This is a genomic window from Salipiger thiooxidans, assembly GCF_900102075.1.
Lineage (GTDB): Bacteria > Pseudomonadota > Alphaproteobacteria > Rhodobacterales > Rhodobacteraceae > Salipiger > Salipiger thiooxidans.
In genome coordinates this window covers 47,315-72,667 of record NZ_FNAV01000016.1, presented here as the reverse complement: position 1 = coordinate 72,667, position 25,353 = coordinate 47,315, and the positions used below count along the sequence as shown (strand labels likewise).

Sequence of the window (25,353 nt, the reverse complement as noted above, 5' to 3'; positions counted from 1 at the left end):
TCAACAATCCGCGCCGGCTCTGCAACCGGCCCGCGCTTCATCTTGCCAGATAAACTCCGGGGGGAGCGCGCCCCGGCGCGCGAGGGGGCAGCGCCCCCACGCCCCTCCGCGCCACGCAGCGCAGGGTCAGCCGAGGATACGCTGCATCGCCGACAGGAAGGCCGCGACCTCGGCCTCGCTGTTGTAGTGGCAGAGCGAGACCCGCACGCAATCGGGCTTGCCGAGCGGCGCCAGCACGTTGCCCGAGTAATGATCCGCCTTGCGCACGTGCACCCGGATGCCGAGATCGCCAAGCGCCCTGACCAGCTCGACCGAGGGCCGCCCCGCCACGGCAAAGCTCACCAGCCCCTCGCGGGAGGGGTTGTCGACGCCGCCGATGATCTCGACGCCCGGCATCTCGGCCAGCCCCGGCAGGTTGCCGGTGCCCTGCAGCATCGCCGTCGTCAGCACCGCCTCGTGGGCGTGGATCGCCGCCGCTGCCGCCTCGATCCGGGCGCGCGGCTCGGTCGCGTCGGTCAGCTGCCCGCCGAGCCATTCGAAATACTCGACCACGTCCGAGAAGGTGGCATAGGCGCCGGTGTCGCGGGTGCCGAGCTCCCAGCTGCCCGCGGGCGCGCCGATCAGCGCGTCATGCGGCAGCGCCGACAGCCGCTCCGAGGCCCAGCCGAGCCCGTACCCGTGGCGCGAGAACACCTTGTAGGGCGAGATCACGTAACCGTCGACGTCGCAGGCGGTGATGTCGATGCCGCCGTGGCAGGCGTGCTGAATACCGTCGACGATGATGATTGCCGCGGGCGCAACCGCTCGGATCGCCGCGGCGATGGCGGGCACGTCCATGCCCATGCCGGTCACCGGCGAGGTGTGCAGGATCGTCGCCACCGCCACGTCGGGGGTCACGGCGGCGGCATAGGCCTCGGCGCTCACCACGCCGGTGGCGTCGTCGTGCTCGACCAGCACGTGGCGCTTGCCCGAGACCTCGGACCAGCGGGCGCAGGCGCTGCGCGAGGCCGGGTGCTCGAGCGTCGAGCCCAGCACCACGCCGCCCTCGCTGCCGAGGCAGGCGTCGGCGACCATCCGGAACAGCAGCTCGGTGCCGCTCTCGCCCACGACGATCTTGCCCTCGGGGGCGTTGAAGAACAGCGCCGCGTCCTCGCGCGCCTTGGCGATGATCTCGCCAAGCGCCGCCGAGGCCGGGTTGTCACGGCCCTGGTTGTCGGGGATGGCGGCAAAGCGCGCCGAGGTCTCGACCACCGCGTTCAGCGTCAGCGCGCCACCGGCGTTCTCGAAGAACACCCGCGGCCCGGTGAAGGGGCATTCCTCGACATGGGCGAATTTAGACCGGATGTCGGTGAGCAGCTCGGCGGTGATGGTAGTCAATGTCTGGTTTCCTTCTCCCGCGCCTTCTCTGCCGCCTCGATGGCCTCTTCCATGTCCTCGGGGTCGGTCGAGGGGATGGCGTAGCTGCCCGACACCCATTTCGCCAGATCGACGTCGGCGCAGCGCTTCGAGCAGAAGGGACGGTATTTCGGTTCGGTGGGTTTTCCGCAGATCGGGCAGCTCATTTCAGCACCTCCCGCAGCGGCAAGCGCTCGCGCTTGCGCTGCAACTCCATCAGGCCGAGCTGGGTCCAGCCGGCGAGGATGGTCTCGGTCGCGTCCTGCTTGAAGGCGGCGCGCAGCACCTGCTCCATCTGGCGGCGGTCCTTCTTCGGCGCCGGCGCCGGATCGACCAGCACCTGGCCGCCGAGACCGCGCAGCCGCAGCTGACGCGGCAGCTCGCGCAGCGCCGCCATGTTGGCCTTGAGCCCGGCGGCGGGCGAGGTGTCGTTGCCGGTGTTGATGTCGACGGCAACGAGCGCGCGGGTGGGCTCGATGCACATCGATCCGCCGCCTGGAAGCGGCACCATCGGCGAGGTCAGCGCCTCGATCATGTCGAGCACCGAATGCCGCTCGAAGCTGCCGGCCCCGGAATCGATATCGTCGCCGTCCCATTCGCGCCAGGCCAGCGCGTGCGGACCGTCGCCCTCGACCAGCGTCTCGGCGCCGCCGGTGGTGTCGGCCATCACCTGCGCACAAAGCTGCGCCATGGCCCCGATGTCTTCGGCGATGTCCTGCGGGTGGCCGCTTGCGCAGGAGGAGCGCAGGATCAGGCCGTCCTCGCCCTCCATCACCTCGTGGGCGATGCCCAGCAGCTCGTCGCGCAGGTCGTCGTCCTTGATCTGGCGCGAGACATTGATGCCCGGGGCGCCGGGGGTGACGATGGCGTAGCGCGACTTGAAGAGGATGCGGGTGGTGACGGGAATCGCCTTGCCGGGCTCGGCGAAGCCGGTGACCTGCACCAGCAGCGTGTCGCCGGGGGCGAGCCCCTTGACCTGGCGCAGGAAGGCGTTGCCGTCCGGCGTCTCGAGGAACATGCCGCCCTGCCCCTTCATCGGGCGCATCGCCACGGCCCGGTAGATGGTGCCGGGGCGCGGGTGGTCGCTGTCGATCAGCAGGTCGTGCAGCTGGCCGTCGACGATCAGCGCGGCGGCCTCCGTTCCCTCGAGTGCGTCGAGCGCGATGGTGCGACCCTTCATGAGGCTTCCTTCCAGAGCGGATACCCGGCGGCGAGCAGGAGATTGGCGGTCTCGGAGAGCGGCAGGCCCACGACGGCGGTGAAGCTGCCGTTGATCCACGGGATGAAGGCCCCGGCGGGGCCCTGGATGCCGTAGCCCCCGGCCTTGCCGCGCCAGTCGCCGCTTTGCAGGTAGCTGTTGAGCTCTTCGTTCGAGAGCGGCTTCATCTGCACCTGCGTGACCACGTCGCGTTCCCAGATGCGGTCGCCGTGCTTCACCGCGACGGCGGTGATGACCCGGTGCCTGCGACCCGAGAGCGCGGTGAGGAAGGCCGCGGCCTCCTTCTCGTCGGCGGGTTTTCCGAGGATGCGGCGCCCCAGCGCGACGGTGGTGTCGGCGCTGAGCACGACCTCGTCGCCGGCGCAGGGAATCGCCTCTGCCTTCTCGCGGGCAAGGCGCACGCAATAGGGCCGCGGCAGCTCGCCGCGGCGCGGGTCCTCGTCGATGTCGGGGGGGCGGATGTCGGACGGCACCACGCCCAGCTGAGCGAGAAGCTCGCGACGGCGCGGGCTGCCGGACCCAAGAACCAGTTTCATGGGACGAGCTTTGCGCGGGCCCGTGCGGACGCGATCCGCGAAGCGGAGTCTGCCAAGACTTTCAGGCCCATGCGAGGCTTACTTGAAGCGGTAGTTGATCCGACCCTTGGTCAGATCGTAGGGGGTCATTTCCACCTGGACGCGGTCGCCAGCCAGAACCCGGATGCGGTTCTTCCGCATCTTGCCTGCCGTGTGCGCGATGATCTCATGGCCGTTCTCGAGCTCGACCCGGAATGTCGCGTTGGGCAGGAGTTCCTTAACGACGCCGGGGAATTCGAGAATGTCTTCCTTGGCCATGGTCACTCCATAAATTGCCGTTCCGCCCTAGTCTGCGGAACGCACAACGATATGCGCCCAATCGACGCCTTTTTCAAGGGCACATGTGCCATGCAAATCAGGAAAGGCTCCGCAACACGGCAGGGCCGTCACGCCCGGCCTGCTCGTCCCAGTGGGTGCGGTTGAGCACGACGCCATCCTTGCGAACCCGCGCGACCGCGTCAAGATCCAGTTCGGCGATCGTCCAGCCGGGCTGGTTCAACCTGCCCTGCGCCAGCACGCCCGAGGCGGGAAAACCGGTGTCCGGCGGGCCGAAGACGCCGCCCATGCCGCAATTGGTGTCCACCGCGAAGGACCAGTCGCAATCGCCCACGGTCGAGGACATCACGGTGACGCATTGCTGCTCGAGCGCCCGGGCCATCGCCCCGATGCGCACCCGGTGATAGCCGTGCTCGGCCTCGGTGCAGGAGGGGACGAGAATCAGGTCGGCCTCGCTCATGGCGCGGGCAAGCAGCGGGTATTCGCTGTCGTAGCAGATCAGCACGCCGATTCTGCCGAGCGCGGTCTCGAAGAGATGCAGAGGTCCGCCGCCGACCACGTCCCAGTCCTCGCGCTCGAAGCGGGTCATGATCTGCTTGTCCTGGTGACCCATGGCACCGGAAGGGCCGAAGAAGCGCGCGCGGTTGACCGGGCGCGGGCCGATGGCATCGTCGAAGACCGGGGCGGAGGCGGCGAGGATGTGCACCCCGTGCTTCTTCGCGAGCTCGGCGTGCAGCGCGTCGACCGCGGGGATCCGCTCGGCCACCGCGTGCAGCGAGGCCTCGAGATCGCCGGAGGTGGCGCGCCCGGCGAGGGTGGCGAGTTCCATCGAGCCGTATTCAGGGAAGACCAGCAGGTCGGCGCCCTGCCCGGCCGCGTCCTCGACCCAGGCGGTGAGCTTGGCCACGTAGGCGTCCCAGGTCTCGAGAAAGTCCATCTGGTAGGCGGCGGCGGCAAGTTTCATCGGCAGGTCCTTGTGGGTTGCGTCGGAGCGGGGGTTTCACACCCCCGCACCCCCGTGGAGTTTAGAGGCAAGATGAAGAACGGGGCGGCGCGGCTGCCCGCGGGGGAGGATCTAGAGATCCCGGATCCAGAATTGAAGCGGGTGGGCGGTTTCTTCCGTCCGGTCGATGTCCTTCCAGCGGAACGTCGCCACCGCGCCCTCGAGCGGGACGTAGCCGCGTTTGCGCCAGAACGGGTCGAGCGATGCGGCGCCGGCGGGGCGCAGCGGGTGATCGGCGGGACGCACCACGCCGCAGAAGGCGGAGCGGGCGCGCCCCAGCCCCCGGGCGTGGGCCTCGCGCAGGTCGAAGAAACGGTGCCCGACGCCGCGGCCGCGGTACGCGGGCAGCAGCACCGATTCGGCGCAGTAGAAGATCGTGCCCAGATCGAACCCGGTGCCCGCGAAGGCGGCGGCGAAATCGTCGGCGTGGTCCTCCATCGGGGTGCCGGTGGCGGCGCCGACCAGCCGGTCGCCGTCGAAGGCGCCGACCAGCACCGCGCCGGGGCTGTCGCGATAGCTCTGCAGGTAGCGACGCTCGTAGGCGAGGTCGCCGTCGTAAAGATAGGGCCAGTCGCGAAACACCGCGATGCGCAGCTTCGCCACCTCGTCGAGCGCGGCGTCGAGCGCCGCGCCGGTCAGGGTCTCGACCCGCATCAGCGGACCTGCCGGATCCAGTCCGCGAGGTTGTAGTACGTCACCACCCGGGTGATCTTGCCGTTCTTCAGGGTAAAGAAGGAGCCGGCCGGCAGACGGTAGGTCTGGCCGTGTGCCTCGGGCAGGCCCGCGTCGGTGGCGAGATAGGTGCCGTTGACGATGTACTCGGCGGCAGCGCGGGTGCCGCCCTCGGCCTCGAAGATCACCATGTCGGTGAGGTTCTCGTCGTAGCAGTGGGTCATGTGGGCGCAGAATTCGGCAAACTTGATCTTGCCGCTGCGCACCTGGCCCTCGTTGACGTGATGCGCCACCTCGGCGTCGAGGCAGGCGAGCATCGCCTCGGTGTCCTTGGCGTTGAACGCGTTGAAATAGCTGCGGATCGTGTCAGTCGCGCTCATCTCTCTCCCCATCGGTTCCTGAGTCTGTCGTAAATCTGGTCGCGAGTCTGCCGGTAGGCGTTGAGCTTGGTCTCGCGGGTTTCTCCGAGGCCGGTCGGATCCATGATCGGCCAGTATTCCACTGTCAGGTGGTAGAAGCGGGTGAGTTCGAGCGCGGCGCGCTGCGAGGCGGGCGACATGGAGACGATCAGGTCGAAGCCCGAGAGCGCCTCGCCCATCTCCTCGAGTTCCTCGAAGCTGCGCGAGCGGTGCTTGTCGAGCTCGACGCCGATCTCGCGGCAGACCGCCACCGCGAAGCCGTCGATGTCGAGGTCGTTCACCACCCCCACCGACTGCACGTAGGTGTCGAAGCCGTAGAGCTTCTTCATGATGCCCTCGGCCATCGGCGACCGGACCGCGTTGTGATCGCAGCAGAAAAGTACGGACTGCGGCAATTCCGGCAAGATCAGCCCCCGAAATGCAGCACGCAGATGAGGGTGAAGAGGCGTCGGGCGGTGTCGTCGTCGACCTCGGCCTTGCCCTCGAGACGTTCCTGCAGGATCCGGGCCCCCTCGTTGTGAATGCCCCGACGGGCCATGTCGATGGTTTCGATCTGGCTGGGCGCGGCGGATTTCACCGCGTCGAAGTAGCTCTTGCAGATCTGGAAGTAGTCCTTGACCACCTGCCGGAAGGGGGAGAGCGACAGGTGGAATTCGGCCGCCCTCTCGTCGTCCTCGGTGGCGACGTCGAAGACCAGCCGCTTCTCGCGGATCGCGAGGCCGAGCTTGTAGGGCCCCTCGGGCACCGGGCGCTCATCCCGCTGCGGCAGGGTGAAGCTGTTCTCTTCCATAAGGTCGAACATCGCGACCCGCCGCTCCTGCTCGATCTCGGGGGTCGGCGGCGGCAGGTTGGCGTCGTTCAGGACGATCTGGGAGATATGGCTCATGAGCAAGGTCCTACACCGGGCGTGACAGGCTTAGCGCGGGGGATCGGGCACTGCAATGCGGAGCCTGCGCCGGGGCCGGATGTTTCGCGCATAGAGGGATTCATGCTACGGTTGGTCATTTCCAGGATGATTTTCTCAGGAGCATTGCAATGGCGCGGCGGGCAATCATCCTCGTCCCCGGTTTCGGGCACAAGGAGCACAACCAGGCGCGCGACCGGCTGGTGCGGGCCCTGCAGAACTACACCACCGGCTGGCGGGTCGAGCAGACCGACGACGGCGCGGGCCCGGGCAACGGCGCCACCGGGCTGCACGCCACCTGCCGCTGCGGCGGCGCCACGCAGGAGATCGACGTCTACGAGGCCTATTGGGGCGACCTGCTGCCGGACTGGAGCAACGAATCCCCCTGGGCCCGGTTCAAGCGTGGTTACATGCTGATCCGCTACTGGCTGACCGGCGGCGTGGGCGGCTGGATCTCGCGCCGCGAGGCGCCGCCCAACACCGCCTGGGCGATGCTGCTGGCGGCGGTGGCGCTGGTGCTGTGGTGGATCGTGGTGGGCATCTTCGTGCTGCAGGCCATCGAGAGCGGCGTCATCGCCATCCCCGAGTCGCTGGCGAGCATCGCGTGGGTGCAGACCGCGTGGACCACGCTCACCGGCTGGACCGGCACGGTCCTCGGCTCGGTCTTCGTGGTGCTGCTGCTCTGGGTCTGGAGCCTCGGCTGGCTCGAGCGCTTCGCCAATATCTCGGCCTACACCAAGGCCTATCTCCGCGACGAGGTCTTCGGCGACGACGACGTGGGGCTGCGGGCCAAGGCCAAGCGGCGGGTGCTGGACGTTCTCGACCGGGCGGCGGGGATCACCGGCGAAGGCAGCTATGACGAGATCTACGTGGTGGGCCATTCGCTGGGCGGCGCCATCGCCGCCGATGCGCTCTCCGAGAGCGGGGATGTGCTGGCGCACACGGTGCTCTTCACATGGGGCTCGGCGCTGGGGCTGCTGGTGCAGCAGGAGCCGATGGTCGAGGTCAGGATCGCCACGTTCTACACCGCCGCCCCGCCGGTGCAGGGCTGGATCGACGTGGTGCTGCCATGGGACATGATGGGCTCGCAGGTGCCGGTGCCGCGGTGCTTCGACGACGCGTCGGAGCCCGGCAGGCGCCACCCTCCGAAGTTCCCCGACGCGGTGCGGCCGCGGCTGCCCAGGGGCATGCACCCGTTCGAGGTCGTGCGGGTCCACGAGGCCTATTACCGATGCGAGGCGGCGCTGCTGATGCTGGTCGCACCGGAAAGCACCCTGCCCCGCCGCGCTGCGCAGGCGGCGGTGTCCGCAGCGCCTCCCGCGCCGAAGGGCCGGCCCGCCTGAGCGGGCCCGGCCTCAGCCGTTCAGCTTGCGCAGCCGGGCGGTGACCGAAAGTCCGTGGGCCTGCAGGCTCTCCGAGGTCGCCAGAACCTCGGCGGCCGGGCCGATGGCGTTCAGCGCCTGCGGCGACATCTGCGCCAGCGTGGTGCGCTTGAGGAAGTCGAGCACCGAGAGCCCCGACGAGAACCGCGCCGAGCGCGCCGTGGGCAGCACGTGGTTGGGCCCGCCGACGTAATCGCCGATGGCCTCAGGGGTCCACTGGCCGAGGAAGATCGCGCCGGCGTGATGGATCTTTTGCGACAGCGCCATCGGGTCGTCGACGCAGAGCTCGAGGTGCTCGGGTGCCACCCGGTCCGACAGCGCCGCCGCCTCGTCGAGATCCCGCGCCACGATCACCGCGCCGAAGTCGCGCCAGCTGGCGCCCGCGATGGCGGAGCGCTCGAGCACTTCGAGCTGACGTTCGATCTCGGCGGCGACGGCGCGCCCGAACGCCGCGTCGGTGGTCACGAGGATCGACTGCGCGCTCTCGTCGTGCTCGGCCTGGCTCAGCAGGTCCAGCGCCACGAACTCGGCATCGTTGTTGCCGTCGGCGATGACGAGAATCTCGGAGGGGCCGGCGATCATGTCGATGCCCACCTTGCCGAACACCCGGCGCTTCGCCGCGGCGACGAAGGCGTTGCCCGGGCCGGTGATCTTGTCCACCGGCGGCACGGTCTCGGTGCCGTAGGCAAGCGCGGCGATGGCCTGCGCGCCGCCGAGCCGGTAGATCTCGTCCACGCCGGCGATGCGCGCCGCAAGCAGGACCAGCGGGTTCACCACCCCGTCCGGCGTGGGCACGGTGATGCAGAGCCGCTCGACCCCGGCCACCTTGGCAGGGATCGCGTTCATCAGGACCGAGGACGGATAGCTGGCAAGCCCGCCAGGAACGTAGAGCCCCGCCGCGGCCACCGGCGTCCAGCGCCAGCCCAGCGTTGCGCCATCGGGGTCGGTCCAGAGCGCGTTCTCGGGCATCTGCCGCACATGGTAGGCACGGATGCGCTCGGCCGCGGTCTCGAGCGCCAGCCGTTCGGCCTCGGGGACACGGGCGCATTCGGCCGCGATCTCCTCGGGGGTGAAGGCCAGCCGGTCGGCGGTCAGTTCCAGACGGTCGAAGCGCGCGGTGAGGTCCAGAAGCGCCGCATCGCCGCGCGCCCGGACATCGGCGATGATCCCGGCGACGGTGTCGTCGACATCTGGGCTGTCCTCGCGCTTGGCGCCGAGGAGCCGTGCGAACTCGATTTCGAAATCCGGCTCGGTCGTGTCGAGAAAGACGGGCATTGCGGTTCCTTTCCAAGACGACCCGCGCGGCAGCGCCGGGCCGCGGCCTCTCCCTTGGGCCGGATGCGGACGGTTTCCGATCCGCTTTAGAGCGCCGGGCCGGTCACCTCAAGCCCGCCCGGCCCTTTCGCCATTGGCCGGCATGCGCCAGCGGCGGCACCCACGAGGGGCCCCGCCGCGGGACGCGCCCTCAGGCGCCGTGGTCCGGCAGCTTGCCCGAGACCGCGGCGTAGGGACGGGTTACGTCGCGCAGCCCCAGTTCCAGCGCCTCGACCTCGGCCCGCAGCGCGCCGTCGCCCGCCAGCGTGAAGACCACGTGGCCGGCGCCGTCCTCGCCCGGCTCGAAACCGACCGAGAGCACCGAGAGCACCATGTCCGGCGTGTCGCGCGCGACGCCCTGGCTCGAGACGCCGAGCACGTTCTCGACCGTGACCAGCGTCCGCACCCGCTCGGGCGGCGAGACATGCACGCCGTCCTCGCGCCGCACCCGGTTGACCAGCAGGCCAAGACGGCGGTGCCGTTTCTGGAAGGCGATGTCGGAGACAGTCAGCACCGCGTCCTGCAGCAGCGCCGAAAGCACCTGCAGGTCGTCGGGGTCCATCGCGCCAAGGTTCAGCGGCCCGCCGCCCGCGTCTTCGAATTTCGCGTCGGTCATTCGCCCCTCACCCGTTCGATGCGCGCTCCCACGCCCTGCAGCTTGCGCACCACCTGCTCGTAGCCGCGGTCGAGGTGGTAGACCCGGTTGACCACAGTATCGCCCTCGGCGGCAAGCCCCGCGAGGATCAGCGACACGCTCGCCCGCAGGTCGGTCGCCATCACCGGCGCGCCCTTGAGCGTGTCCACACCGGTCACCCTGGCGGTGCCGCCGTGCACGTCGATCTTTGCGCCCATGCGCATCAGCTCGGGCGCGTGCATGAAGCGGTTCTCGAAGATCTTCTCCTCGAGCACCGAGGTGCCCTCGGCGGTGCAGAGGAGCGCCATCATCTGGGCCTGCAGGTCGGTCGGGAAGCCCGGGAACGGTTCGGTGATCACGTCCACCGCCTTCACCCGGCCGTTCCTGCGCGAGACCTTGAGCCCGTCCGCGGTTTCCTCGACCGAGATGCCCGCCTCGTCGAGCTTCTCGCAGAAGGCGCGGACCAGATCGATGGTGCCGCCGAGCAGCTCGACTTCACCGCCGCAGATCGCCGGTGCAAGCATGTAGGTGCCAAGCTCGATGCGGTCGGTGACCACCCGGTGGGTCGCGCCGCCGAGACGGTCGACGCCCTGAATCTCGATGGTATCGGTGCCCTCGCCGTCGATCTGGGCGCCCATCTTGCGCAGGCATTGCGCGAGGTCGACGATCTCGGGCTCGCGCGCGGCGTTCTTCAGCACCGTGGTGCCCTTGGCCAGCGTCGCCGCCATCAGCGCGTTCTCGGTGGCGCCCACCGAAACCAGGGGAAACTCGACGATGCCGCCGCGCAGGCCGCCCGAGGGCGCCTTGGCGTGCACGTAGCCCTCGCGCAGGTCCAGCTCGGCGCCCATCGCCTCGAGCGCGCGCAGGTGCAGGTCGACCGGGCGGGCGCCGATGGCGCAGCCGCCGGGCAGCGAGACCTCGGCATGGCCGAAACGGGCGAGCAGCGGGCCCAGCACCAGAATCGACGCGCGCATCTTGCGCACGATGTCGTACTCGGCGCGGGTCGAGGTCAGCGCGTGGCTCGACATTGCCTGCACCTGTCCCTCCTGCAGGCCCTGCACCTCGGCGCCCAGCGACTGCAGCAGCAGCGTCATGGTCCGGATGTCCGACAGCCGCGGCGCATTGGTCAGGGTGAGCGGCTCGTCCGACAGGAGCGTGGCCGGCATCAGCGTGAGACAGGCGTTCTTTGCCCCCGCGATGGGAATGCGGCCCGAAAGCGGGCCGTTCCCGGTGACGATGATGGAATCCATGTCCTAGCTGTCCTTCTCGCTGCTCTGCCCCTCGGCGGGCTTCTCGGTCGACCGGGCACGGGCCTGCTGCTTGCGCCGGACGAGATTCGCCTTCAGCGCCGCTTTCAGCCGCGTATCGCGGTCTTCTGCCTTGTTTTTCGGGGTGCCTGTCTTGCGCTCCATGGGCCCTGTTTAAAGCAGCTGAAAAAAAGCGTCCAGATTAGGCTTGCGCCCCCCGGAATTTGCGTCTAGAGAGCCGCCCACGCCAGTCAGGCACACCACAGACAGGCGTTAGGCACCGCCGAAGTTCACAACTGGATATGGCCCTTGACAAAGGGAAGTCCAGAGCTTCTAAAGCGCTGAAACAAAAGGGTTTCTCCAGAACCCGCTTGCGTCGGGCCAAGGCTCGGAGTAACAATCCGGAGACAGCGTGCTGCTGTAGCTCAGTGGTAGAGCACTCCCTTGGTAAGGGAGAGGTCGACAGTTCAATCCTGTCCAGCAGCACCATTTACCTCACCTCGATGATTGCCCGACAGGCACGTCACAGACCGCCGCATCGTCGCCGGTTTTGTGCTGTTCCGAGAAGCGGTTCAGCGGCGCTTTCACGCCTACGCCTGTTGCGATGATTGGGCCAGACCGCGTGGTTTGCGCAGCCCTCGGCTCCGAAAACCGGCGGTCGCGAGTCGGCGCCGGGATTGAGCGCCTCCAGCGTGGCGGCCTGAAAGGTGTCGCGGACGACGGCGCGGCAACTCAGGTCAGGCGACGTGACGTCATCCGCATCTCCCCTCCCGCAAAAGATGCGGCCGCCCGAATCCGGGGCCCGACCGCAGCCCTTCCCCCTGCCCGGTTACGCGCCGGAACGGCCCGCGGGCTGCGTCACACACGCCGTCGTCATGGCTTAGAGCTTTTGATTTCCCCCTCAAATCGCTATCTCATTTGTCGGTCCCCGTCGGCGGGGCACCCCGCGGCATGTCACGGCAACGCGCGGCAGGGCACAACGGCAAGACGCGAGACCAGCACGACCATGAACCTCCCGCAGATCACCTATCTCACGGCGCTCCTGATCATGCTGGGCTACATCCTGCACATCGGCAAACCGGTGATCCTGCCGGTGCTGATCGCGCTCATCGCGCTTTACATCCTGTCGAACGTCACCGACCGGCTGGGCCGGGTACCGGTGATCGGACGGCTGCCCGCGCTGCTGCGGCGGCTGATCGTGCTGCTGGCCTTCACCGTCCTGACGGTGCTGTCCTTCGCCTATCTCGCCGACACCTTCACCCAGGTCGCCGCCGCCCTGCCCGGTTACGAATCCAACATCGACGCGCTGGTGCTGCGGGCGGCGCATGTCTTCGGCATCGAGGACCAGCCGACCTGGGCCAAGGTGCGCTCTGCCACCATCGACCGTTTCCAGGTGCAGTCCTACATCGGCCCGGTGCTGCTGTCGCTGCGCGGCTTCGGCGGCACGCTGTTCCTCGTCACGCTCTACGCCTTCTTCATGATGGCAGAACGCGCGGTCATGGCCCGCAAGCTTGCCAACGCCTTCGGCGACCCCGAGCGCGAGACCCGCACCATCGCGCTCTTCGAGCGCATCAACACCCGCGTCGGTGACTACCTGTCGGTGAAGACCGTGGTGAACATCATCCTCGGCCTGCTCTCCTACGGCGTGCTGCTGATCTTCGGCATCGACTTCGCGCTGTTCTGGGCGATCCTGATCGGGCTGCTGAACTACATTCCCTACATCGGCTCGCTGATCGCGGTGATCTTCCCGGTGCTGCTGAGCCTCGCGCAGACCGGCTCCTACAGCGCGGCCTCGATGGTGGCGGTGGGGCTGACCGTGGCGCAGATGTTCGTTGCGGGCTACCTCGAGCCGCGGATGATGAGCCGGACGTTCAACCTCAGCCCCTTCGTGGTGCTCTTCGCACTGGCGTTCTGGGGCGCGCTCTGGGGGCTGCCCGGCGCGGTGCTGGCGGTGCCGCTGACCGCGAGCATGATCATCGTGCTGGCCGAGATCCCGGCGACCCGGCCCATCGCCATCCTGCTTTCGGCCAGCGGGCGGCTCTGACCTGCCCGCGGGCCGGCCGGATCAGGCCAGCCCCAGCACCGGCCCGTCGAGCAGCGCCATCAGGTCGCCGAAATAGCCAGCCGACCGCGCCGGGCGCGTCGGGTCCGAGGTTATGGCCACCGCCAGCCCACGCTCGGGCTGCGCCGCGATGATCTGGCCGCCGTAGCCGCGGCCGATGGTCCAGCCGCTGGGGCTCAGGAACCAGCCGTAGCCGTAGTCGAGCCCCGACCAGCGCGACCGTGTCTGCCCCTCCTGCGAACGGGTCACCCAGTCGCGCGCGATCACCTGCGTGCCGTCCCAGGCGCCGCCGTCTCGCATCAGCACCGCGATCCGCAGCATTGCCTCGGGGGTGAGCGCCATCTCGTTGCCGCCGAAGTAGAAGCCCTGCGGGTCGCGGGTCCAGGCCGGCACCTCGATGCCGAGCGGCGTGCCGAGGCGCTCGCGGGCGAGCTGCAACAGGCTCTTGCCGGTGGCGGTGGCGAGCGCGGCCCCCAGCACGTGGGTGGTGCCGGTCGAATAGATCATCCACCCGCCGTTGGGCGCGACGCGCGGCTGGCGCAGCGCATAGGCCACCCAGTTGCGCGACCTGACCCAGGCGCCGTAATTGCCGCCCGAGGTGCCCTCGAGTCCCGCCCGCAGCGTGACGAGGTCCGACATGGTGAGATCGCCCGCGCCCTCGGTGGCGTCCGACGGGATCAGATCGGGCGCCACCTCGGAGAGCGTGGCGTCGAGCCCGGCGACCTCGCCCCGTTCGATGGCCGTCCCGAGCAGCAGCGCCAGCACGCTCTTGGAACAGGACTTGATATTTGCGACCCGGCCGAGCCCCGGCCCGCGCGGCGCCTCGGCCAGCAGCGTCTCGTCGCCGCGCTGCACGAGGATGGCATGCAGCTGGTCGAGCCCGGTTGCGGCCTCGCGCAGGGTCTCGGCGCCCTGTGCCCGCAGGACCGAGGGCGCGGCAAGCGCCCCGGCAGAGGCGACGATGAAACGGCGGCGTGAGAACATGGCGGGCTCCGGCGGCGGCAGGGACGGGGTCGGGCGAAGGGGCACCCCCTGAACATGGCAGCTTTCCGGAGCGGGGAAACCACGGCGGGGGGCCGCAGGCGCTCACGCCCGATCACACCGCGGTGACGGAGCCCCGGGACCGGCATGCCGCGCGGGCAGGTCAGCAACATATGCGAATTCGACCCGTTTCCCCTTGCCTCGCTGCGCAAGCGATGCATCTAGTCGTCAGATGCCCTCAGAACCCGTCATTGCGCCCCACCTCCAGACCTGCGACCGTCCCAGATGAGCCTCTATTCCGCCCTGCCCACCACGTTCCGCGACTACATCGCGCAGTCCGGCGTCGCGCTTGCGGTTTCCGAGATGGCCGAGGACGCGCCGCTGTCGATCGTCAATCGGTCCTTCTGCGAGCTCACCGGATATTCGCAGGACGAGGTCATGGGCAAGAACTGCCGCTTCCTGCAAGGCACCGGCACCTCCGGGGCGCAGCGGCAGGCCCTGCATGACTTCGTGCACGGCGCCGGCGACGACAATGGACGCTTCCCGATCCTGAACTACCGCAAGGACGGCACGAGCTTTCACAACTTCGTCTTCATGTCGCGGCTGCGCGACCCCGAAGGCAAGGTGCGCTTCATCCTCGCCTCACAATTCGACATGAGCTCTGCCATGCAGCGCTCGCGCATCGCGCAGAATGATGAACAGCTGGCCAACGCGCTGACCGACCTCGACCAGATCGGTCGCGAATTCGGACTGGCGATGATGGGTTCCGCCCAGCTCATCGCCGATTCCGTCGCGATGATGGCGCGACTCAGCTTCGACGACAAACGGCGCTAGGGGCCTGGGAGCAGTTTCGACACGATCATGAGAGACGAAAAAAAGGACGACCAGACAACCGTGTCGAGCGAGCCGGACCGCGAGCGCCTCTGCATCGTGGGCATCGGTGCCTCAGCCGGCGGGCTGGAGGCGATCCGCGAGATGCTGACCGAGGCCCGCTCGGACAGCAATCTCGCCTACGTGGTGATCCAGCACCTCGACCCCAACCACGAGAGCCTGCTTGCCGAGCTTCTCGCCCGACACACCGCGCTCAACGTGCGGCAGGTGTCGGGCGGCGAGAAGATCCTCGCGGGGAACGTCTACATCATCCCGCCGGGCTTCGGCCTCTCGGTCACCAACGGCGTGCTGCACCTCACCGAGTTCGAGCAGCCGCGCGGCCTGCGCCGGCCCATCGACGATTTCTTCGAGAGCCTCGCGCTGGACCAGGGCCGCTTCGCCGCCTGCGTGATCCTGTCGGGCACCGGCGCCGACGGCAGCGCCGGGCTGCGCGCCATCAAGGAGAACGGCGGGCTCTGCATCGTGCAGGATCCGCGCACCGCCAAGTATGACGGCATGCCGACCTCGGCGCAGGGCACCGGGCTCGTGGACTTCGTGCGCCGCCCCGGCGACATCGTCGAGGCGATCCAGCAATTCTACTCCCACGCCTTCATCGAGACCATCGATGGCACCCTGGCCAACACGGTCGAGCAGTGCCTCGAAGACATCTGCTCTGTGGTGCGCAATTTTGTGGGCCACGATTTCTCGGGCTACAAGAAAAGCACGCTGATTCGGCGCGTGCAGCGGCGCATCCAGGTGCTCGACCTGCGCAGCGCCAAGGAGTACCTCGACCACATCAAGTCCGATCCGCAGGAATGCGAGATCCTGTTCCGCGAACTGCTGATAAACGTCACCCGCTTCTTCCGCGACTCCGCCCATTTCGCCGCGCTGCGCGAGCGCGTGATCGAGCCGCTGATCCGTAACGCCGGCGACGAGGACGAGATCCGGGTCTGGGTGCCCGGCTGCTCCAGCGGCGAGGAAGCCTACACCATCGCCATGATGTTCGCCGACGAGGCCCGGCTGCAGAACCGCTCGGTCAACATCCAGATCTTCGCCACCGACATCGACGAGCAGATGCTGCGGCTGGCGCGCGATGCAACCTACCCGCAGGCGGCGCTGATCGACATCCCCGAGGGGATGCGCGACATCTACACCGTCGCGCGCGACGGACGGTTCAAGATCTCCGCCCGCATCCGCGACATGATCCGCTTCTCGGTGCACAGCATCGTGCGCGATCCGCCGTTTTCGAACATCGACCTGCTGTCCTGCCGCAACCTGCTGATCTACTTCGGGGAAAAGCTGCAGGGGCTGGCGCTGCCGATCTTCCACTACGCCATCAAGCCCGGCGGGACGCTGTTCCTCGGGCCGTCCGAGACCGTCGGCCGCTACGACCACGCCTTCGCACCGCTCGATCAGAGCGCGCGCATCTTCCAGCGCAACGACACCCGGCCCGAGTACCCGATGCACCTGCGCGGCCGGAGCCTGCCCGTCAGCGGCGGGGCGCGCCATGCCGAGGCCGACAGAACCCCGTCCAAGCGGCTTGACTGGGGCGACGGCGGGGCCACCGAGCGGTTGCTCTCGACCTATGCCCCGGCGACGCTGCGGGTGACCACCGCTGGCGAGATCCTCAAGACCACCGGTCGGCTGGGCAAGTATCTCGAATACGCGCCGGGCGATCCCGACACCAACCGCTTCGCCACCTCCATCGCCCGCCCGGGCGCGCGCGAGGCGCTTTCGGCCATCATCCGGCAGGTCAGCGCCAACAAGCGCCGCACCATCTCGCGCGGGCTCTCGGCGCGGTCTGAATTCGGCCTTCAGGCCTTCGACCTGATCGCCGAGCCGCTGAAGGACGGCACCATCCTGCTGGTCTTCCGCGAGCGCGACCGCTTCGAGGCCTACGACGACGAGGAATTCGACGATCTCGACAACATGGACAGCCACGTCCAGAGCCTCGAGGACGAGCTGCGCAACACCCGCGTGCGGCTGCACACCACCGTCGAGGAGCTCGAGACCGCGAACGAGGAGCTGAAGAGCTCCAACGAAGAAATGATGTCGATGAACGAGGAGCTCCAGTCGACCAACGAGGAGCTCTCGACGGTCAACGACGAGCTCAAGGGCAAGGTCGACGAGCTGTCGCGCGCCAACGCCGATCTTTCGAACTTCTTCGCCTCCACCGCCCTGCCGCTGGTGGTCGTCGACCGAGATATGTCGATCCGCAACTACACCGACGCGATCCAGTCGATCTACCCGTTCCGCAAAACCGACCGGGGCCGCCCGCTGGCAGAGGTCACCAGCACCCTGCGCCGCAACGACGAGGTGCTCGAGACCATCGCCGAGGTGATGCACGACGGCGACGTGCGCCACCTGCGTGTCTCGGACCGCGCCGAGGAACGCACATGGTCGCTGGTCATCACCCCCTACCGCACCCGCGACGGCGTACTTGACGGCGCGACGCTGGTGTTCACCGAGCTGACCGACGCGCTGCGGCTCGAGGACGCGCTCCAGCGCGAGGGCGAACGGCTGCGGCTGGCGCTTGACGTGACCTCGCTCGGGGTCTGGGAATTCGACCCGTCGACCCGGGTGATGAAGCTCGACGAGACCGCCTGCATCGGCCTCGGGGCCGAGAGCCCGGTGCTCTCTCTCGAGGAATTCCTCCTTTGTTTCCGGGAAGATTCGCGCGCCGACATCGTTACGTCCATGACCACACTCACCGAGTCGGGCGATCCGGTCGAGGTCGTGTGCAGCCTCGCGGGCGACGAGCCCCGCGCCCACTCGATCCAGATCGTCGGGCGACGGGTCGACGGGCGCCGCACCGCACGGGTGCTGGGCGTGCTCTTCGACGTGACCGAAGAGCAGGAAGCCAAGCAGATCCGCGAGATGATGCTGCGCGAGATGAACCATCGCGTGAAGAACATGTTCTCGATCATCTCGGGCATGGTGCGTCTTGCCAGCCGCACCACCGACTCGGTCGAGGACCTGGTGGACGGCATCCAGACCCGGGTGAACGCGCTGGCGCGGTCGCACGATCTGACCCAGAACGCCCCCGCCCGGCAGACGCTGACGCTCGAACAGACGATCCGCGCCTCGCTCGAGCCCTACTCGGGCGAGGCCGTCGCCCGCATTGAGGGACCGGTGGTTCCGATCGCCAGCCAGGAGCTCACAGCGCTCTCGCTGCTGCTCCATGAATGGGCCACGAACGCCGCCAAATACGGGGTGCTCGGCCCCGCAGACGGGCACCTCGAAGTAACCTGGCGTCTCGAACGGGGCGGCCATGTGATTTTGACATGGAACGAAATCCACAGGCAGGAGGTTGAGCCGTCAGATGGAGCGTCGGGATTTGGTTCGACGCTCGTGCAGCTCTCCGCCGTACAGCTGAATGGACAGGTGTCCGTCGAGTATGGAAGCCACGAACGAAGGATGACCCTGACCTATGCCCCTGACAGCCGGAGCTGATGCCATGCCAAAGTCGAAGGTGCTGCTCTGCGAGGACGAATATATCGTCGCGCTGGACCTCCAGTTGCTGATCGAGGAATTCGGCTTCGAAGTGATCGGCCCCTTTGCGTCCGTGTCGAACGCGATGCGCGAGATCGGCGAAACCCGACCAGACATGGCGGTGCTCGACGTTAGCCTCAAGGACGGCGAGGTCTATCCTCTCGCCGACCGGCTGCAGGAAATGGGCGTGGGGCTGGTGTTCCACTCCGGCCACGTAAACGACCACGAAATCAAGACCCGCTACCCGCAGGCTGAATGCTGCCTCAAGCCCGTGCACACGTCGCGCCTCAAGGCCGCGCTGCAGCAGGCTGCCCCGCTCGCAGACTGCTGAGCCCTTCCCAGCACCGGTTGGCCTCGCCCTGGGATGTCCAGGGGCTCCCGAGGCTATCCTCTCTCGTCAGGTGGCGTGCCTCTGCTCCTCGCGGGAGCGGTCGGCTCCGCCGTCACTCCGGACGTTCTGGGGAACTGCCCGCACGAGGACACGGCGCTCCCGCGCGGGCGCCAATACGCCCGTGCGACTTGACCCATTGACCCAATCCGCCGTCAGCGGCTCTCGCGGATCTCGGTGAGCGTGCGGTAGGGCGTCAGCGCCTCCTTGTCGACGATCAGCTCCAGCAGCGCGCCGGTGGGCGAGGCCAGCGCCCGCTCGAAGGCCTCGGCGAAGGCGCCGGTCTCCGACACCGTCTCGCCGTGCAGCCCGCAGGCCTGCGCCAGTGCCGCGAAGTCCGGGTTCACCAGCTCGGTGCCGCTGACCCGCGCCGGGAACTCGCGTTCCTGGTGGGCGCGGATGGTGCCGTAGGTGCCGTTGTTCACCACGATCACGATCACCGCCGCCCCGGCCTGCCGCGCTGTCGCCATCTCCTGCATGGTCATCTGGATGTCGCCGTCGCCGGCGAAGCAGATCACCACTGCCCCTGGGCGCTCGATCTTGGCCGCCACCGCCGCCGGCAGCCCGTAGCCCATCGACCCCGACTGCGGCGCCAGCAGCCGCATGCCCGGCTCGAACCGGAAGAAGCGCGAGGACCAGACGGTGAAGTTGCCAGCGCCGTTGGTCAGCACCAGCTCCTGCCCCGCCAGACGCGTGCGCAGATGCGCGCAGACCGCCACCATGTCCACCGGCCCGGGCTGCGCTGGCGCCTTGTCGATGAAGCCGAGATAGGCCGCGCGCGCCGCCTCGCGCCACGCGCCCCATCCGCCGCTCACCGACCCCGCCAGCGCCATCGCAAAGCGCTCGGGCGAGGCGTGGATGCCGAGGACCGGGCGGTAGACCTTGCCGATCTCGCGGTCCGAGACATGCACGTGCACGATCTTTTGCGCCGCGTCCGGCACCGAGAGCAGCGTGTAGCCGTCGGTCATGTTCTCGCCGAAGCGGATGCCCAGCGCGAGGATCATGTCGGCGTCGCGGATCAGCCCCTTCATCGCCGCCGTCATGCCGACGCCTGCATCGCCGCAGAAGCAGGGCGAGCGGCTGTCGAACTGGTCCTGGTAGCGGAAGGAGCTCGCGACGGGGATGTCCGAGGCCTCGGCGAACCGCTGCAGCGCCGCGCTCGCCTCCGGGTCCCAGGGCGCGCCGCCGAGCAGGATCAGAGGACGTTTGGCGGACGCCAGCAGCTCGAGCGTCTCGGCCACCGCGGCGGGCGCGGGCTCCGGCGGGTAGACCCTCAGCGGGCCGGCGACCGGCGCGGCGTCGGTCTCGGCCATCAGCATGTCCTCGGGCAGCGCCAGCACCACCGGGCCCGGCCGCCCGGTTGTGGCCACCGTCCAGGCCCGCGACACCAGCTCGGGGATGCGGTCGGCGTGGTCGATCTCGGTCACCCACTTGGCCATCGTCCCGAAGACGGCGCGGTAGTTGACCTCCTGGAAGGCCTCGCGCTCGCGCATGTCGGTGGCGATCTGGCCCACCAGCAGAATCATCGGCGCGCTGTCCTGCATCGCCGTGTGCACCCCGATCGAGGCGTTGGTCGCCCCCGGCCCCCGGGTCACCATGCAAATCCCCGGCTGGCCGGTCAGCTTGCCATGCGCTGCCGCCATGAAGGCCGCCCCGCCCTCCTGCCGGCAGTTGACGAAGGCCATGTCGCGGTCGTGCATCGCGTCGAGCACCGCGAGGTAGCTCTCGCCCGGGACCCCGAAGGCCCGCTTCGCCCCGAGTGCCACCAGACAGTCCACAACCAGTTGTCCGCCATTGCGCGCCATCACCGTTCTCCCAATGCTGTTGCGCTGTTTGTGGAGAATTCGACGGAGCGCCGCAAGACGGGCCGGATTCACGTCGCGCCAGAACGCTTTGTTAAGACACCGCACGTATGTCTTCTGCTGATCCGGATCGGGCATCGTCCCACCGGTCGCTCCGCTCTCGACGCTGCCAGAGGTGCCGACCCCGCCATGACCGACGTCCACTTTCACGCTCTCGAACCCGCGCGGAACCGCAACGGCGAAGATGCGCTCGTTCCCTTCCTGCTCGGTGCCCGCCACCTGCCGGTCACCATCTCGGCCCGCGACGTCGGACGGCTCGATTCGCACCGGCTGCAGATCCTGCTGGTGGCGCAGAAGCAATGGGCGAGCGAAGGCATCGCCTTCCAACTGACAGACGCCAACGACACGTTCCGCGCCGGGCTGGAACGGCTTGGCCTCGCTCCCGATCATTTCGACAAGGATCCGCTGCAATGACGACCAAAGTCCTCGCGATCGACGATTCCCGAACCATCCGGAACCTCCTGCGCGTCTCGCTCGAGGGTGCGGGCTTCGAATATCACTCGGCCTGCGACGGCGTCGAAGGCGTGGAACAGTTCTCCGAGGTCGAGCCCGACGTGGTGATCACCGACATCAACATGCCGAACATGGACGGGTTCGGGGTGATCCAGACGCTGCGCAGCGGCCCCAGCCGGACCACGGTGCCGATCATCGTGCTCACAACCGAAAGCGGACCGGACCTCAAGGCCCGCGCCCGAGAGGCCGGCGCCACCGGCTGGATCGTGAAACCCTTCGACGACGCCTCGCTGGTCTCGGTGCTGCGCCGCCTCACCGGACACGTGGTGTAACTCATGTCGACAAACTCGATCCGCGATACATTCTTCGAAGAATGCGAAGAGCTCCTCGAGGCGCTCGTCGAGGGTCTCTCGGCGATGGAAGAGAACGCCGAGGACATGGAGGTGGTGAACGCCGTCTTCCGCGCCGTGCATTCGATCAAGGGCGGCGCCGGGGCCTTTGCGCTCGACCGGCTGGTGAGCTTCGCTCACACCTTCGAGACGGTGATGGACAAGGTCCGCTCGCAGGTGCTGAAGGTCGACGAAGAGCTGATGCTGCTTTTCCACCGATCGGGCGACCAGCTCGCCGACCTTGTCGAGGCGGCTCGCGACGGCCGTGAGCCCAATGCCGAGTCCGAGGCCACGATCCTCAAGGAGCTCGAGGCGCATCTGGGCGACGCCGACAAGGAAGAAGAGTTCTCCTTCGATGCGATGAGCCTCGATTTCGATGCGGGGCCCGTGGCTCTCGACCTGCCGGACGAGGTCGCCTCGGTGCGGCGCTTCGACATCCGCTTCAACCCCACCCCGGCGCTCTACGCCAACGGTCACGAGCCGCTGCTGCTCTTCGACGCCCTGGCCGAGCTCGGCGCGCTGTCGGTCAGCGCCGACCTGGGCCGTCTGCCCGAGTTCGACGCCTTCGATCCCAACGATGCGGTGATCGACTGGCAGCTCTCGCTCGAGACCGCCGAGGACGAGACCGTCCTGCACGAGATCTTCGAATTCGTCGACGCGCTCTGCGATCTCGAGATCTCGGTCTGCGAGGACGCGGATCCGCAGCCTGCGCCGGCCCATATCGAAAGCCCGGCCGCGCCCTCCCTCATCGACCTTCCCGACATGGAGGACGATGGCGAGGACGACGATGACCCCGCCCCCGCTCTCGTCCAGGTCGCATCCTCGTCGAAGGGCGGCGCGAAGCAGGCCGCCCCGCGCGACGAGCCGCGTGGCCCCCGCCCCACGCTCCGGGTCGATCTCGAACGGGTGGACCGGCTGATCAACACCGTGGGCGAGCTGATCATCAACCAGGCGATGATCTCGCAGCGCATCGAAGAGCTGGAACTGCCCGCAGTGGCGCACCTGACCAACGAGCTCGAGGCCTACAAGCTGCTGGCCCGCGACATCCAGGAAGGCGTCATGGCGATCCGCGCGCAGCCGGTGAAGCCGCTCTTCCAGCGCATGTCCCGTATCGTCCGCGAAGCCTCCGAGGCGACCGGCAAGAAGTCGAAGCTGGTGACCGTCGGCGACTCGACCGAGGTCGACAAGACCGTCATCGAACGTCTCGCCGACCCGCTTACCCACATGGTGCGCAATGCCGTCGACCACGGGCTCGAGGCACCCGAGAAGCGGCTCGAGGCAGGCAAGGACCCGATCGGTTCCATCCGCCTGTCGGCGTCGCACCGCTCGGGCAGCGTGTTCATCGAGATCGCCGACGATGGTGCGGGCCTGAACCGGCCGCGCATCCTCGAGAAGGCGGTTGAGAAGGGTCTTGTTTCCCCCGACGCCGAGCTCTCCGAGCAAGAGATCGACAACCTCCTCTTCCTGCCCGGCTTCTCCACCGCCTCCGAGGTCTCAAATCTCTCGGGCCGCGGCGTCGGCATGGACGTGGTCAAGAATGCCGTCGCCGGGCTCGGCGGTCGTGTCTCCATCAGCTCCGCCCCTGGTAATGGCACGACCTTCACAATCGTGCTGCCGCTGACACTCGCGGTCATGGACGGCTTCGTGATCTCCATCTCCGACCAGACCATGGTCATTCCTATCGCTTCGATCATCGAGACCATCCGACCCAACCGCAAGGACCTGCACTACATCGGCACCAGCGGCGAGGTGATCTCGGTCCGCGGCGCCTATGTCCCCATTGTCGACGTGGCGCGCAATCTCGGCCTCTCCGCAGGCGAGACCGACATCAGCGGCGGTGTACTCCTGCTGGTCAGCACCGAGACGCAGGGTCTGACCGCCCTTCGTGTCGGCGGGATCCACGACCAGCGACAGGTCGTGATCAAGAGCCTCGAAAGCAACTACGGCGCCATCCCAGGCGTCTCCGCCGCCACCATCCTCGGCGATGGCAAGATCGCCCTGATCCTGGATCCCGACGAGCTCGTGAAACTCAACCCAGCGGCGCCGTTCCTGCCGCCCGCATCCTCAGCCAGAATGGAGCTGCGCCATGCTTGACGTCGTCGAAGCGCCCACCGAAACTCAGTTCGAGTTCATCACCTTCTCGTCCGGCGACCAGAGCTTCTGCCTCGAGATCACCCAGATCCGCGAGATCCGCCGCTGGACCCCGGTGACGAAGCTTCCCCACACGCCGGACGATGTGCTGGGCGTCATGAATCTGCGCGGCGCAGTGATCCCCATCTTCGATCTCGCCGCTCGGTTCGGGCTCGGCACCACCGCCGACAACGAACGCAACGTGGTCATCGTAGCCGCCGCTGGCGGAACCACCATCGGCCTCCTCGTCGAATCCGTCTCTGAGATCCTCTCGGTCGACAAGTCGGCGATCCAGGAAACGCCCGACATCAAATCCGAAGCGGCGCGGCAGGCCATCCTCGGCGTCATCTCGGTGGGTGAGAGCATGGTGCGAGTCGTCAACCTCGACGCAGTCCTCGATAACGACATGGGAGGGGCGGTATGAGCATCGCCCCGGCAGAACTGGGTCCGCGGGAGTTCAATTTCACCGACGATGACTTTCGTGCGCTGGCCCGTCTCGCCCGCGCAGAGTTCGGACTCAGCCTGTCAGAAAGCAAGAAGCCACTGGTCTACTCGCGCCTGGCCCGAAGGCTCCGTGCCAGGAACATCGCCCGGTTTCAGGACTACATGAATCTGCTTGGCAAGTCTGACGAGGCCGAAGAGCGGCTCGAACTGATCTCCGCCCTGACCACCAATGTCACGAGCTTCTTCCGTGAGAAGCACCACTTCGAAACACTCAGATCCCAACTCGCGCCAGCGCTGGGAAAGCAATCCCGCGTGCGGATCTGGTCGGCGGGATGCTCCTCCGGTCAAGAGCCGTTTTCGATCGCCATGACGCTGCTCGACGTGCTTCCGGATAGTGCGCGGACAGACGTCCGAATCCTCGCCACCGACATCGACCCGGCGGTCGTTCGCCGCGCGCGCGCCGGGCAGTACCCTCGGGAAGAAGCCGATTCGATCCCGCCAGACCTCCGCAAGAGCTGGACCAAGCCAGTCGCCGATCCCTCTGGGGCTTTCGAGATGATTGACCAGACCAGGAAGCTCATCTCGTTCGCTGAACTTAACCTGATCGAGCCATGGCCCTTCCACGGACCGTTCGACGCGATCTTCTGCCGCAATGTGGCGATCTATTTCGACCAGGAGACCCAACAGACGCTCTGGAACCGCTTCGCCGAGATGTTGCGCGATGACGGCTTCCTTTTCATCGGCCATTCCGAGCGTGTCACTGGCCCGGCGCTGCAAGCGCTGACCACTGCCGGCGTCACGACCTATCGCAAGAAACCGGGTGCGAGCAGTGCCACCGCGACCTAGGAGACAAAAATGAGTCTGAAAGATTCGCTACGCATCATGGTGGTCGACGACATGGCCACGACCCGGGGCCTGATTACCCAGGCGCTCGATGAGATCGGGATCAAGAACTATCTGACCGAAAACGATGGCCAGAAGGCGCTTGCAAGGCTCTCCGCCAACCCGGTCCATCTTGTGTTGTCCGATTTCAATATGCCCAACATGGACGGACTCGGGCTGCTGCAGGCGGTGCGCCAGAATAAGGCGACGCAACGGATTGGATTCATCCTCGTCACCGGAAAGCCGACGCCAGATATGGTCTCCGCCGCCAAGAAGTGGGGCCTCAACAACATGATCAAAAAGCCTTTCACCTCGCTCTCGATGAAGCAGTGCATTGAAAGTGTGGTGGGAAAGCTCTGA

The 25,353-nt window shown here is 67.6% G+C and carries 27 protein-coding genes and 1 tRNA gene; 12 read left to right on the top strand and 16 right to left on the bottom strand.

Going from position 1 to position 25,353, the window contains the following annotated elements:
* Positions 1-126 precede the first annotated feature (126 nt).
* The 10 genes from BLQ77_RS21520 to BLQ77_RS21475 all read right to left on the bottom strand — a co-directional run bounded on the left by BLQ77_RS21520 (position 127) and on the right by BLQ77_RS21475 (position 6,445).
* Positions 127-1,377, bottom strand: coding sequence for an aminotransferase class V-fold PLP-dependent enzyme (locus BLQ77_RS21520; protein WP_008883203.1), 1,251 nt, complete (start codon positions 1,375-1,377; stop codon positions 127-129).
* Entirely contained in the window at positions 1,374-1,562 is a 189-nt protein-coding gene (locus BLQ77_RS21515) for a DNA gyrase inhibitor YacG (protein WP_089962790.1), read from the bottom strand. Before BLQ77_RS21515 ends, BLQ77_RS21520 begins: the two co-directional genes overlap by 4 nt.
* Complete coding sequence (locus BLQ77_RS21510) at positions 1,559-2,575, bottom strand: ribonuclease E/G (protein ID WP_089962788.1); 1,017 nt, start codon at positions 2,573-2,575, stop codon at positions 1,559-1,561. Before BLQ77_RS21510 ends, BLQ77_RS21515 begins: the two co-directional genes overlap by 4 nt.
* Positions 2,572-3,150, bottom strand: coding sequence for a Maf family protein (locus BLQ77_RS21505; protein WP_008883031.1), 579 nt, complete (start codon positions 3,148-3,150; stop codon positions 2,572-2,574). Before BLQ77_RS21505 ends, BLQ77_RS21510 begins: the two co-directional genes overlap by 4 nt.
* A 78-nt stretch (positions 3,151-3,228) precedes the next feature.
* Positions 3,229-3,447 carry a translation initiation factor IF-1 gene (infA, locus tag BLQ77_RS21500; protein ID WP_007792573.1) on the bottom strand — a complete coding sequence of 73 codons (219 nt, stop codon included), beginning with the start codon at positions 3,445-3,447 and terminating at the stop codon, positions 3,229-3,231.
* A 97-nt stretch (positions 3,448-3,544) separates the two neighbouring features.
* A complete protein-coding gene (locus BLQ77_RS21495; RefSeq protein ID WP_089962786.1) occupies positions 3,545-4,429 on the bottom strand; it encodes a carbon-nitrogen hydrolase family protein in 885 nt (294 codons plus the stop codon).
* A gap of 111 nt (positions 4,430-4,540) precedes the next feature.
* Positions 4,541-5,122, bottom strand: a complete 582-nt coding sequence (locus tag BLQ77_RS21490; protein WP_089962785.1) for a GNAT family N-acetyltransferase — start codon at positions 5,120-5,122, stop codon at positions 4,541-4,543.
* Positions 5,122-5,520 (bottom strand): ketosteroid isomerase-related protein, encoded by a 399-nt coding sequence (locus BLQ77_RS21485; protein ID WP_242661812.1) that lies wholly within the window; start codon positions 5,518-5,520, stop codon positions 5,122-5,124. Before BLQ77_RS21485 ends, BLQ77_RS21490 begins: the two co-directional genes overlap by 1 nt.
* The gene (locus BLQ77_RS21480; protein ID WP_008883442.1) at positions 5,517-5,963 is read right to left on the bottom strand and encodes an arsenate-mycothiol transferase ArsC; all 447 of its coding nucleotides are present in this window, start codon (positions 5,961-5,963) and stop codon (positions 5,517-5,519) included. Before BLQ77_RS21480 ends, BLQ77_RS21485 begins: the two co-directional genes overlap by 4 nt.
* 2 nt (positions 5,964-5,965) lie before the next feature.
* Positions 5,966-6,445, bottom strand: a complete 480-nt coding sequence (locus BLQ77_RS21475; RefSeq protein WP_008883365.1) for a UPF0262 family protein — start codon at positions 6,443-6,445, stop codon at positions 5,966-5,968.
* Between the two features lie 149 nt (positions 6,446-6,594).
* Here BLQ77_RS21475 and BLQ77_RS21470 point away from each other — a divergent pair, with 149 nt between their 5' ends.
* A complete protein-coding gene (locus BLQ77_RS21470) occupies positions 6,595-7,806 on the top strand; it encodes an alpha/beta hydrolase family protein (protein ID WP_089962782.1) in 1,212 nt (403 codons plus the stop codon).
* Positions 7,807-7,818: 12 nt separating this feature from the next.
* Here the strand turns inward: BLQ77_RS21470 and hisD are convergent, their stop codons facing one another.
* The 4 genes from hisD to BLQ77_RS28890 form a co-directional block, all read right to left on the bottom strand.
* On the bottom strand, positions 7,819-9,120 hold the full coding sequence (gene hisD, locus BLQ77_RS21465; RefSeq protein ID WP_089962781.1) for a histidinol dehydrogenase: 1,302 nt from the start codon (positions 9,118-9,120) through the stop codon (positions 7,819-7,821).
* A gap of 190 nt (positions 9,121-9,310) precedes the next feature.
* Positions 9,311-9,775: a DUF2948 family protein gene (locus BLQ77_RS21460; protein WP_008883517.1), complete on the bottom strand. Its 465-nt coding sequence runs from the start codon at positions 9,773-9,775 to the stop codon at positions 9,311-9,313.
* On the bottom strand, positions 9,772-11,043 hold the full coding sequence (gene murA, locus BLQ77_RS21455) for a UDP-N-acetylglucosamine 1-carboxyvinyltransferase (protein ID WP_089962779.1): 1,272 nt from the start codon (positions 11,041-11,043) through the stop codon (positions 9,772-9,774). The genes BLQ77_RS21460 and murA overlap by 4 nt, the downstream gene beginning before the upstream one ends.
* A 3-nt stretch (positions 11,044-11,046) precedes the next feature.
* Positions 11,047-11,205 carry a hypothetical protein gene (locus BLQ77_RS28890; protein ID WP_165617173.1) on the bottom strand — a complete coding sequence of 53 codons (159 nt, stop codon included), beginning with the start codon at positions 11,203-11,205 and terminating at the stop codon, positions 11,047-11,049.
* A 249-nt stretch (positions 11,206-11,454) separates the two neighbouring features.
* On the opposite strand from BLQ77_RS28890, the gene BLQ77_RS21450 reads away from it, so the two are divergent.
* Together BLQ77_RS21450 and BLQ77_RS21445 are read left to right on the top strand one after the other, a co-directional pair.
* Positions 11,455-11,529: transfer RNA gene (locus BLQ77_RS21450), tRNA-Thr, on the top strand.
* A gap of 517 nt (positions 11,530-12,046) precedes the next feature.
* On the top strand, positions 12,047-13,084 hold the full coding sequence (locus BLQ77_RS21445) for an AI-2E family transporter (protein ID WP_008883371.1): 1,038 nt from the start codon (positions 12,047-12,049) through the stop codon (positions 13,082-13,084).
* Between the two features lie 21 nt (positions 13,085-13,105).
* Here BLQ77_RS21445 and BLQ77_RS21440 read toward each other — a convergent pair whose 3' ends face one another.
* Entirely contained in the window at positions 13,106-14,086 is a 981-nt protein-coding gene (locus tag BLQ77_RS21440) for a serine hydrolase domain-containing protein (RefSeq protein WP_089962778.1), read from the bottom strand.
* A 282-nt stretch (positions 14,087-14,368) separates the two neighbouring features.
* Here BLQ77_RS21440 and BLQ77_RS21435 point away from each other — a divergent pair, with 282 nt between their 5' ends.
* The 3 genes from BLQ77_RS21435 to BLQ77_RS21425 are packed head-to-tail and all read left to right on the top strand — an operon-like array spanning position 14,369 to position 18,776.
* Positions 14,369-14,917, top strand: a complete 549-nt coding sequence (locus BLQ77_RS21435) for a PAS domain-containing protein (protein WP_008883518.1) — start codon at positions 14,369-14,371, stop codon at positions 14,915-14,917.
* 27 nt (positions 14,918-14,944) lie between these two features.
* Complete coding sequence (locus BLQ77_RS21430; protein WP_089962776.1) at positions 14,945-18,406, top strand: chemotaxis protein CheB; 3,462 nt, start codon at positions 14,945-14,947, stop codon at positions 18,404-18,406.
* Between the two features lie 4 nt (positions 18,407-18,410).
* Positions 18,411-18,776, top strand: coding sequence for a response regulator (locus tag BLQ77_RS21425; RefSeq protein ID WP_040383582.1), 366 nt, complete (start codon positions 18,411-18,413; stop codon positions 18,774-18,776).
* A 212-nt stretch (positions 18,777-18,988) separates the two neighbouring features.
* Here the strand turns inward: BLQ77_RS21425 and BLQ77_RS21420 are convergent, their stop codons facing one another.
* Positions 18,989-20,638 (bottom strand): thiamine pyrophosphate-dependent enzyme, encoded by a 1,650-nt coding sequence (locus tag BLQ77_RS21420; protein ID WP_089962775.1) that lies wholly within the window; start codon positions 20,636-20,638, stop codon positions 18,989-18,991.
* A gap of 186 nt (positions 20,639-20,824) precedes the next feature.
* Here BLQ77_RS21420 and BLQ77_RS21415 point away from each other — a divergent pair, with 186 nt between their 5' ends.
* The 6 genes from BLQ77_RS21415 to BLQ77_RS21390 are packed head-to-tail and all read left to right on the top strand — an operon-like array spanning position 20,825 to position 25,353.
* Positions 20,825-21,109, top strand: coding sequence for an STAS domain-containing protein (locus BLQ77_RS21415; RefSeq protein WP_008883406.1), 285 nt, complete (start codon positions 20,825-20,827; stop codon positions 21,107-21,109).
* Complete coding sequence (locus tag BLQ77_RS21410; RefSeq protein ID WP_008883415.1) at positions 21,106-21,480, top strand: response regulator; 375 nt, start codon at positions 21,106-21,108, stop codon at positions 21,478-21,480. The genes BLQ77_RS21415 and BLQ77_RS21410 overlap by 4 nt, the downstream gene beginning before the upstream one ends.
* 3 nt (positions 21,481-21,483) lie before the next feature.
* Complete coding sequence (locus BLQ77_RS21405; protein ID WP_089962774.1) at positions 21,484-23,631, top strand: chemotaxis protein CheA; 2,148 nt, start codon at positions 21,484-21,486, stop codon at positions 23,629-23,631.
* Positions 23,624-24,091 carry a chemotaxis protein CheW gene (locus BLQ77_RS21400; protein ID WP_008883002.1) on the top strand — a complete coding sequence of 156 codons (468 nt, stop codon included), beginning with the start codon at positions 23,624-23,626 and terminating at the stop codon, positions 24,089-24,091. Before BLQ77_RS21405 ends, BLQ77_RS21400 begins: the two co-directional genes overlap by 8 nt.
* A complete protein-coding gene (locus tag BLQ77_RS21395; RefSeq protein ID WP_089962773.1) occupies positions 24,088-24,957 on the top strand; it encodes a CheR family methyltransferase in 870 nt (289 codons plus the stop codon). Before BLQ77_RS21400 ends, BLQ77_RS21395 begins: the two co-directional genes overlap by 4 nt.
* A 9-nt stretch (positions 24,958-24,966) precedes the next feature.
* Positions 24,967-25,353, top strand: a complete 387-nt coding sequence (locus BLQ77_RS21390) for a response regulator (RefSeq protein ID WP_089962771.1) — start codon at positions 24,967-24,969, stop codon at positions 25,351-25,353.

Excerpts from the sequence above, each read along its gene's own strand:
- BLQ77_RS21515 (WP_089962790.1), bottom strand. The coding sequence starts at position 1,562 with ATGAGCTGCCCGATCTGCGGAAAACCCACCGAACCGAAATACCGTCCC.
- BLQ77_RS21510 (WP_089962788.1), bottom strand. The coding sequence starts at position 2,575 with ATGAAGGGTCGCACCATCGCGCTCGACGCACTCGAGGGAACGGAGGCC.
- BLQ77_RS21505 (WP_008883031.1), bottom strand. The coding sequence starts at position 3,150 with ATGAAACTGGTTCTTGGGTCCGGCAGCCCGCGCCGTCGCGAGCTTCTC.
- infA (WP_007792573.1), bottom strand. The coding sequence starts at position 3,447 with ATGGCCAAGGAAGACATTCTCGAATTCCCCGGCGTCGTTAAGGAACTC.
- BLQ77_RS21495 (WP_089962786.1), bottom strand. The coding sequence starts at position 4,429 with ATGAAACTTGCCGCCGCCGCCTACCAGATGGACTTTCTCGAGACCTGG.
- BLQ77_RS21490 (WP_089962785.1), bottom strand. The coding sequence starts at position 5,122 with ATGCGGGTCGAGACCCTGACCGGCGCGGCGCTCGACGCCGCGCTCGAC.
- BLQ77_RS21485 (WP_242661812.1), bottom strand. The coding sequence starts at position 5,520 with ATGAGCGCGACTGACACGATCCGCAGCTATTTCAACGCGTTCAACGCC.
- BLQ77_RS21475 (WP_008883365.1), bottom strand. The coding sequence starts at position 6,445 with ATGAGCCATATCTCCCAGATCGTCCTGAACGACGCCAACCTGCCGCCG.
- BLQ77_RS21470 (WP_089962782.1), top strand. The coding sequence starts at position 6,595 with ATGGCGCGGCGGGCAATCATCCTCGTCCCCGGTTTCGGGCACAAGGAG.
- hisD (WP_089962781.1), bottom strand. The coding sequence starts at position 9,120 with ATGCCCGTCTTTCTCGACACGACCGAGCCGGATTTCGAAATCGAGTTC.
- BLQ77_RS21460 (WP_008883517.1), bottom strand. The coding sequence starts at position 9,775 with ATGACCGACGCGAAATTCGAAGACGCGGGCGGCGGGCCGCTGAACCTT.
- murA (WP_089962779.1), bottom strand. The coding sequence starts at position 11,043 with ATGGATTCCATCATCGTCACCGGGAACGGCCCGCTTTCGGGCCGCATT.
- BLQ77_RS28890 (WP_165617173.1), bottom strand. The coding sequence starts at position 11,205 with ATGGAGCGCAAGACAGGCACCCCGAAAAACAAGGCAGAAGACCGCGAT.
- BLQ77_RS21445 (WP_008883371.1), top strand. The coding sequence starts at position 12,047 with ATGAACCTCCCGCAGATCACCTATCTCACGGCGCTCCTGATCATGCTG.
- BLQ77_RS21440 (WP_089962778.1), bottom strand. The coding sequence starts at position 14,086 with ATGTTCTCACGCCGCCGTTTCATCGTCGCCTCTGCCGGGGCGCTTGCC.
- BLQ77_RS21435 (WP_008883518.1), top strand. The coding sequence starts at position 14,369 with ATGAGCCTCTATTCCGCCCTGCCCACCACGTTCCGCGACTACATCGCG.
- BLQ77_RS21430 (WP_089962776.1), top strand. The coding sequence starts at position 14,945 with ATGAGAGACGAAAAAAAGGACGACCAGACAACCGTGTCGAGCGAGCCG.
- BLQ77_RS21425 (WP_040383582.1), top strand. The coding sequence starts at position 18,411 with ATGCCAAAGTCGAAGGTGCTGCTCTGCGAGGACGAATATATCGTCGCG.
- BLQ77_RS21420 (WP_089962775.1), bottom strand. The coding sequence starts at position 20,638 with ATGGCGCGCAATGGCGGACAACTGGTTGTGGACTGTCTGGTGGCACTC.
- BLQ77_RS21415 (WP_008883406.1), top strand. The coding sequence starts at position 20,825 with ATGACCGACGTCCACTTTCACGCTCTCGAACCCGCGCGGAACCGCAAC.
- BLQ77_RS21410 (WP_008883415.1), top strand. The coding sequence starts at position 21,106 with ATGACGACCAAAGTCCTCGCGATCGACGATTCCCGAACCATCCGGAAC.
- BLQ77_RS21405 (WP_089962774.1), top strand. The coding sequence starts at position 21,484 with ATGTCGACAAACTCGATCCGCGATACATTCTTCGAAGAATGCGAAGAG.
- BLQ77_RS21400 (WP_008883002.1), top strand. The coding sequence starts at position 23,624 with ATGCTTGACGTCGTCGAAGCGCCCACCGAAACTCAGTTCGAGTTCATC.
- BLQ77_RS21395 (WP_089962773.1), top strand. The coding sequence starts at position 24,088 with ATGAGCATCGCCCCGGCAGAACTGGGTCCGCGGGAGTTCAATTTCACC.
- BLQ77_RS21390 (WP_089962771.1), top strand. The coding sequence starts at position 24,967 with ATGAGTCTGAAAGATTCGCTACGCATCATGGTGGTCGACGACATGGCC.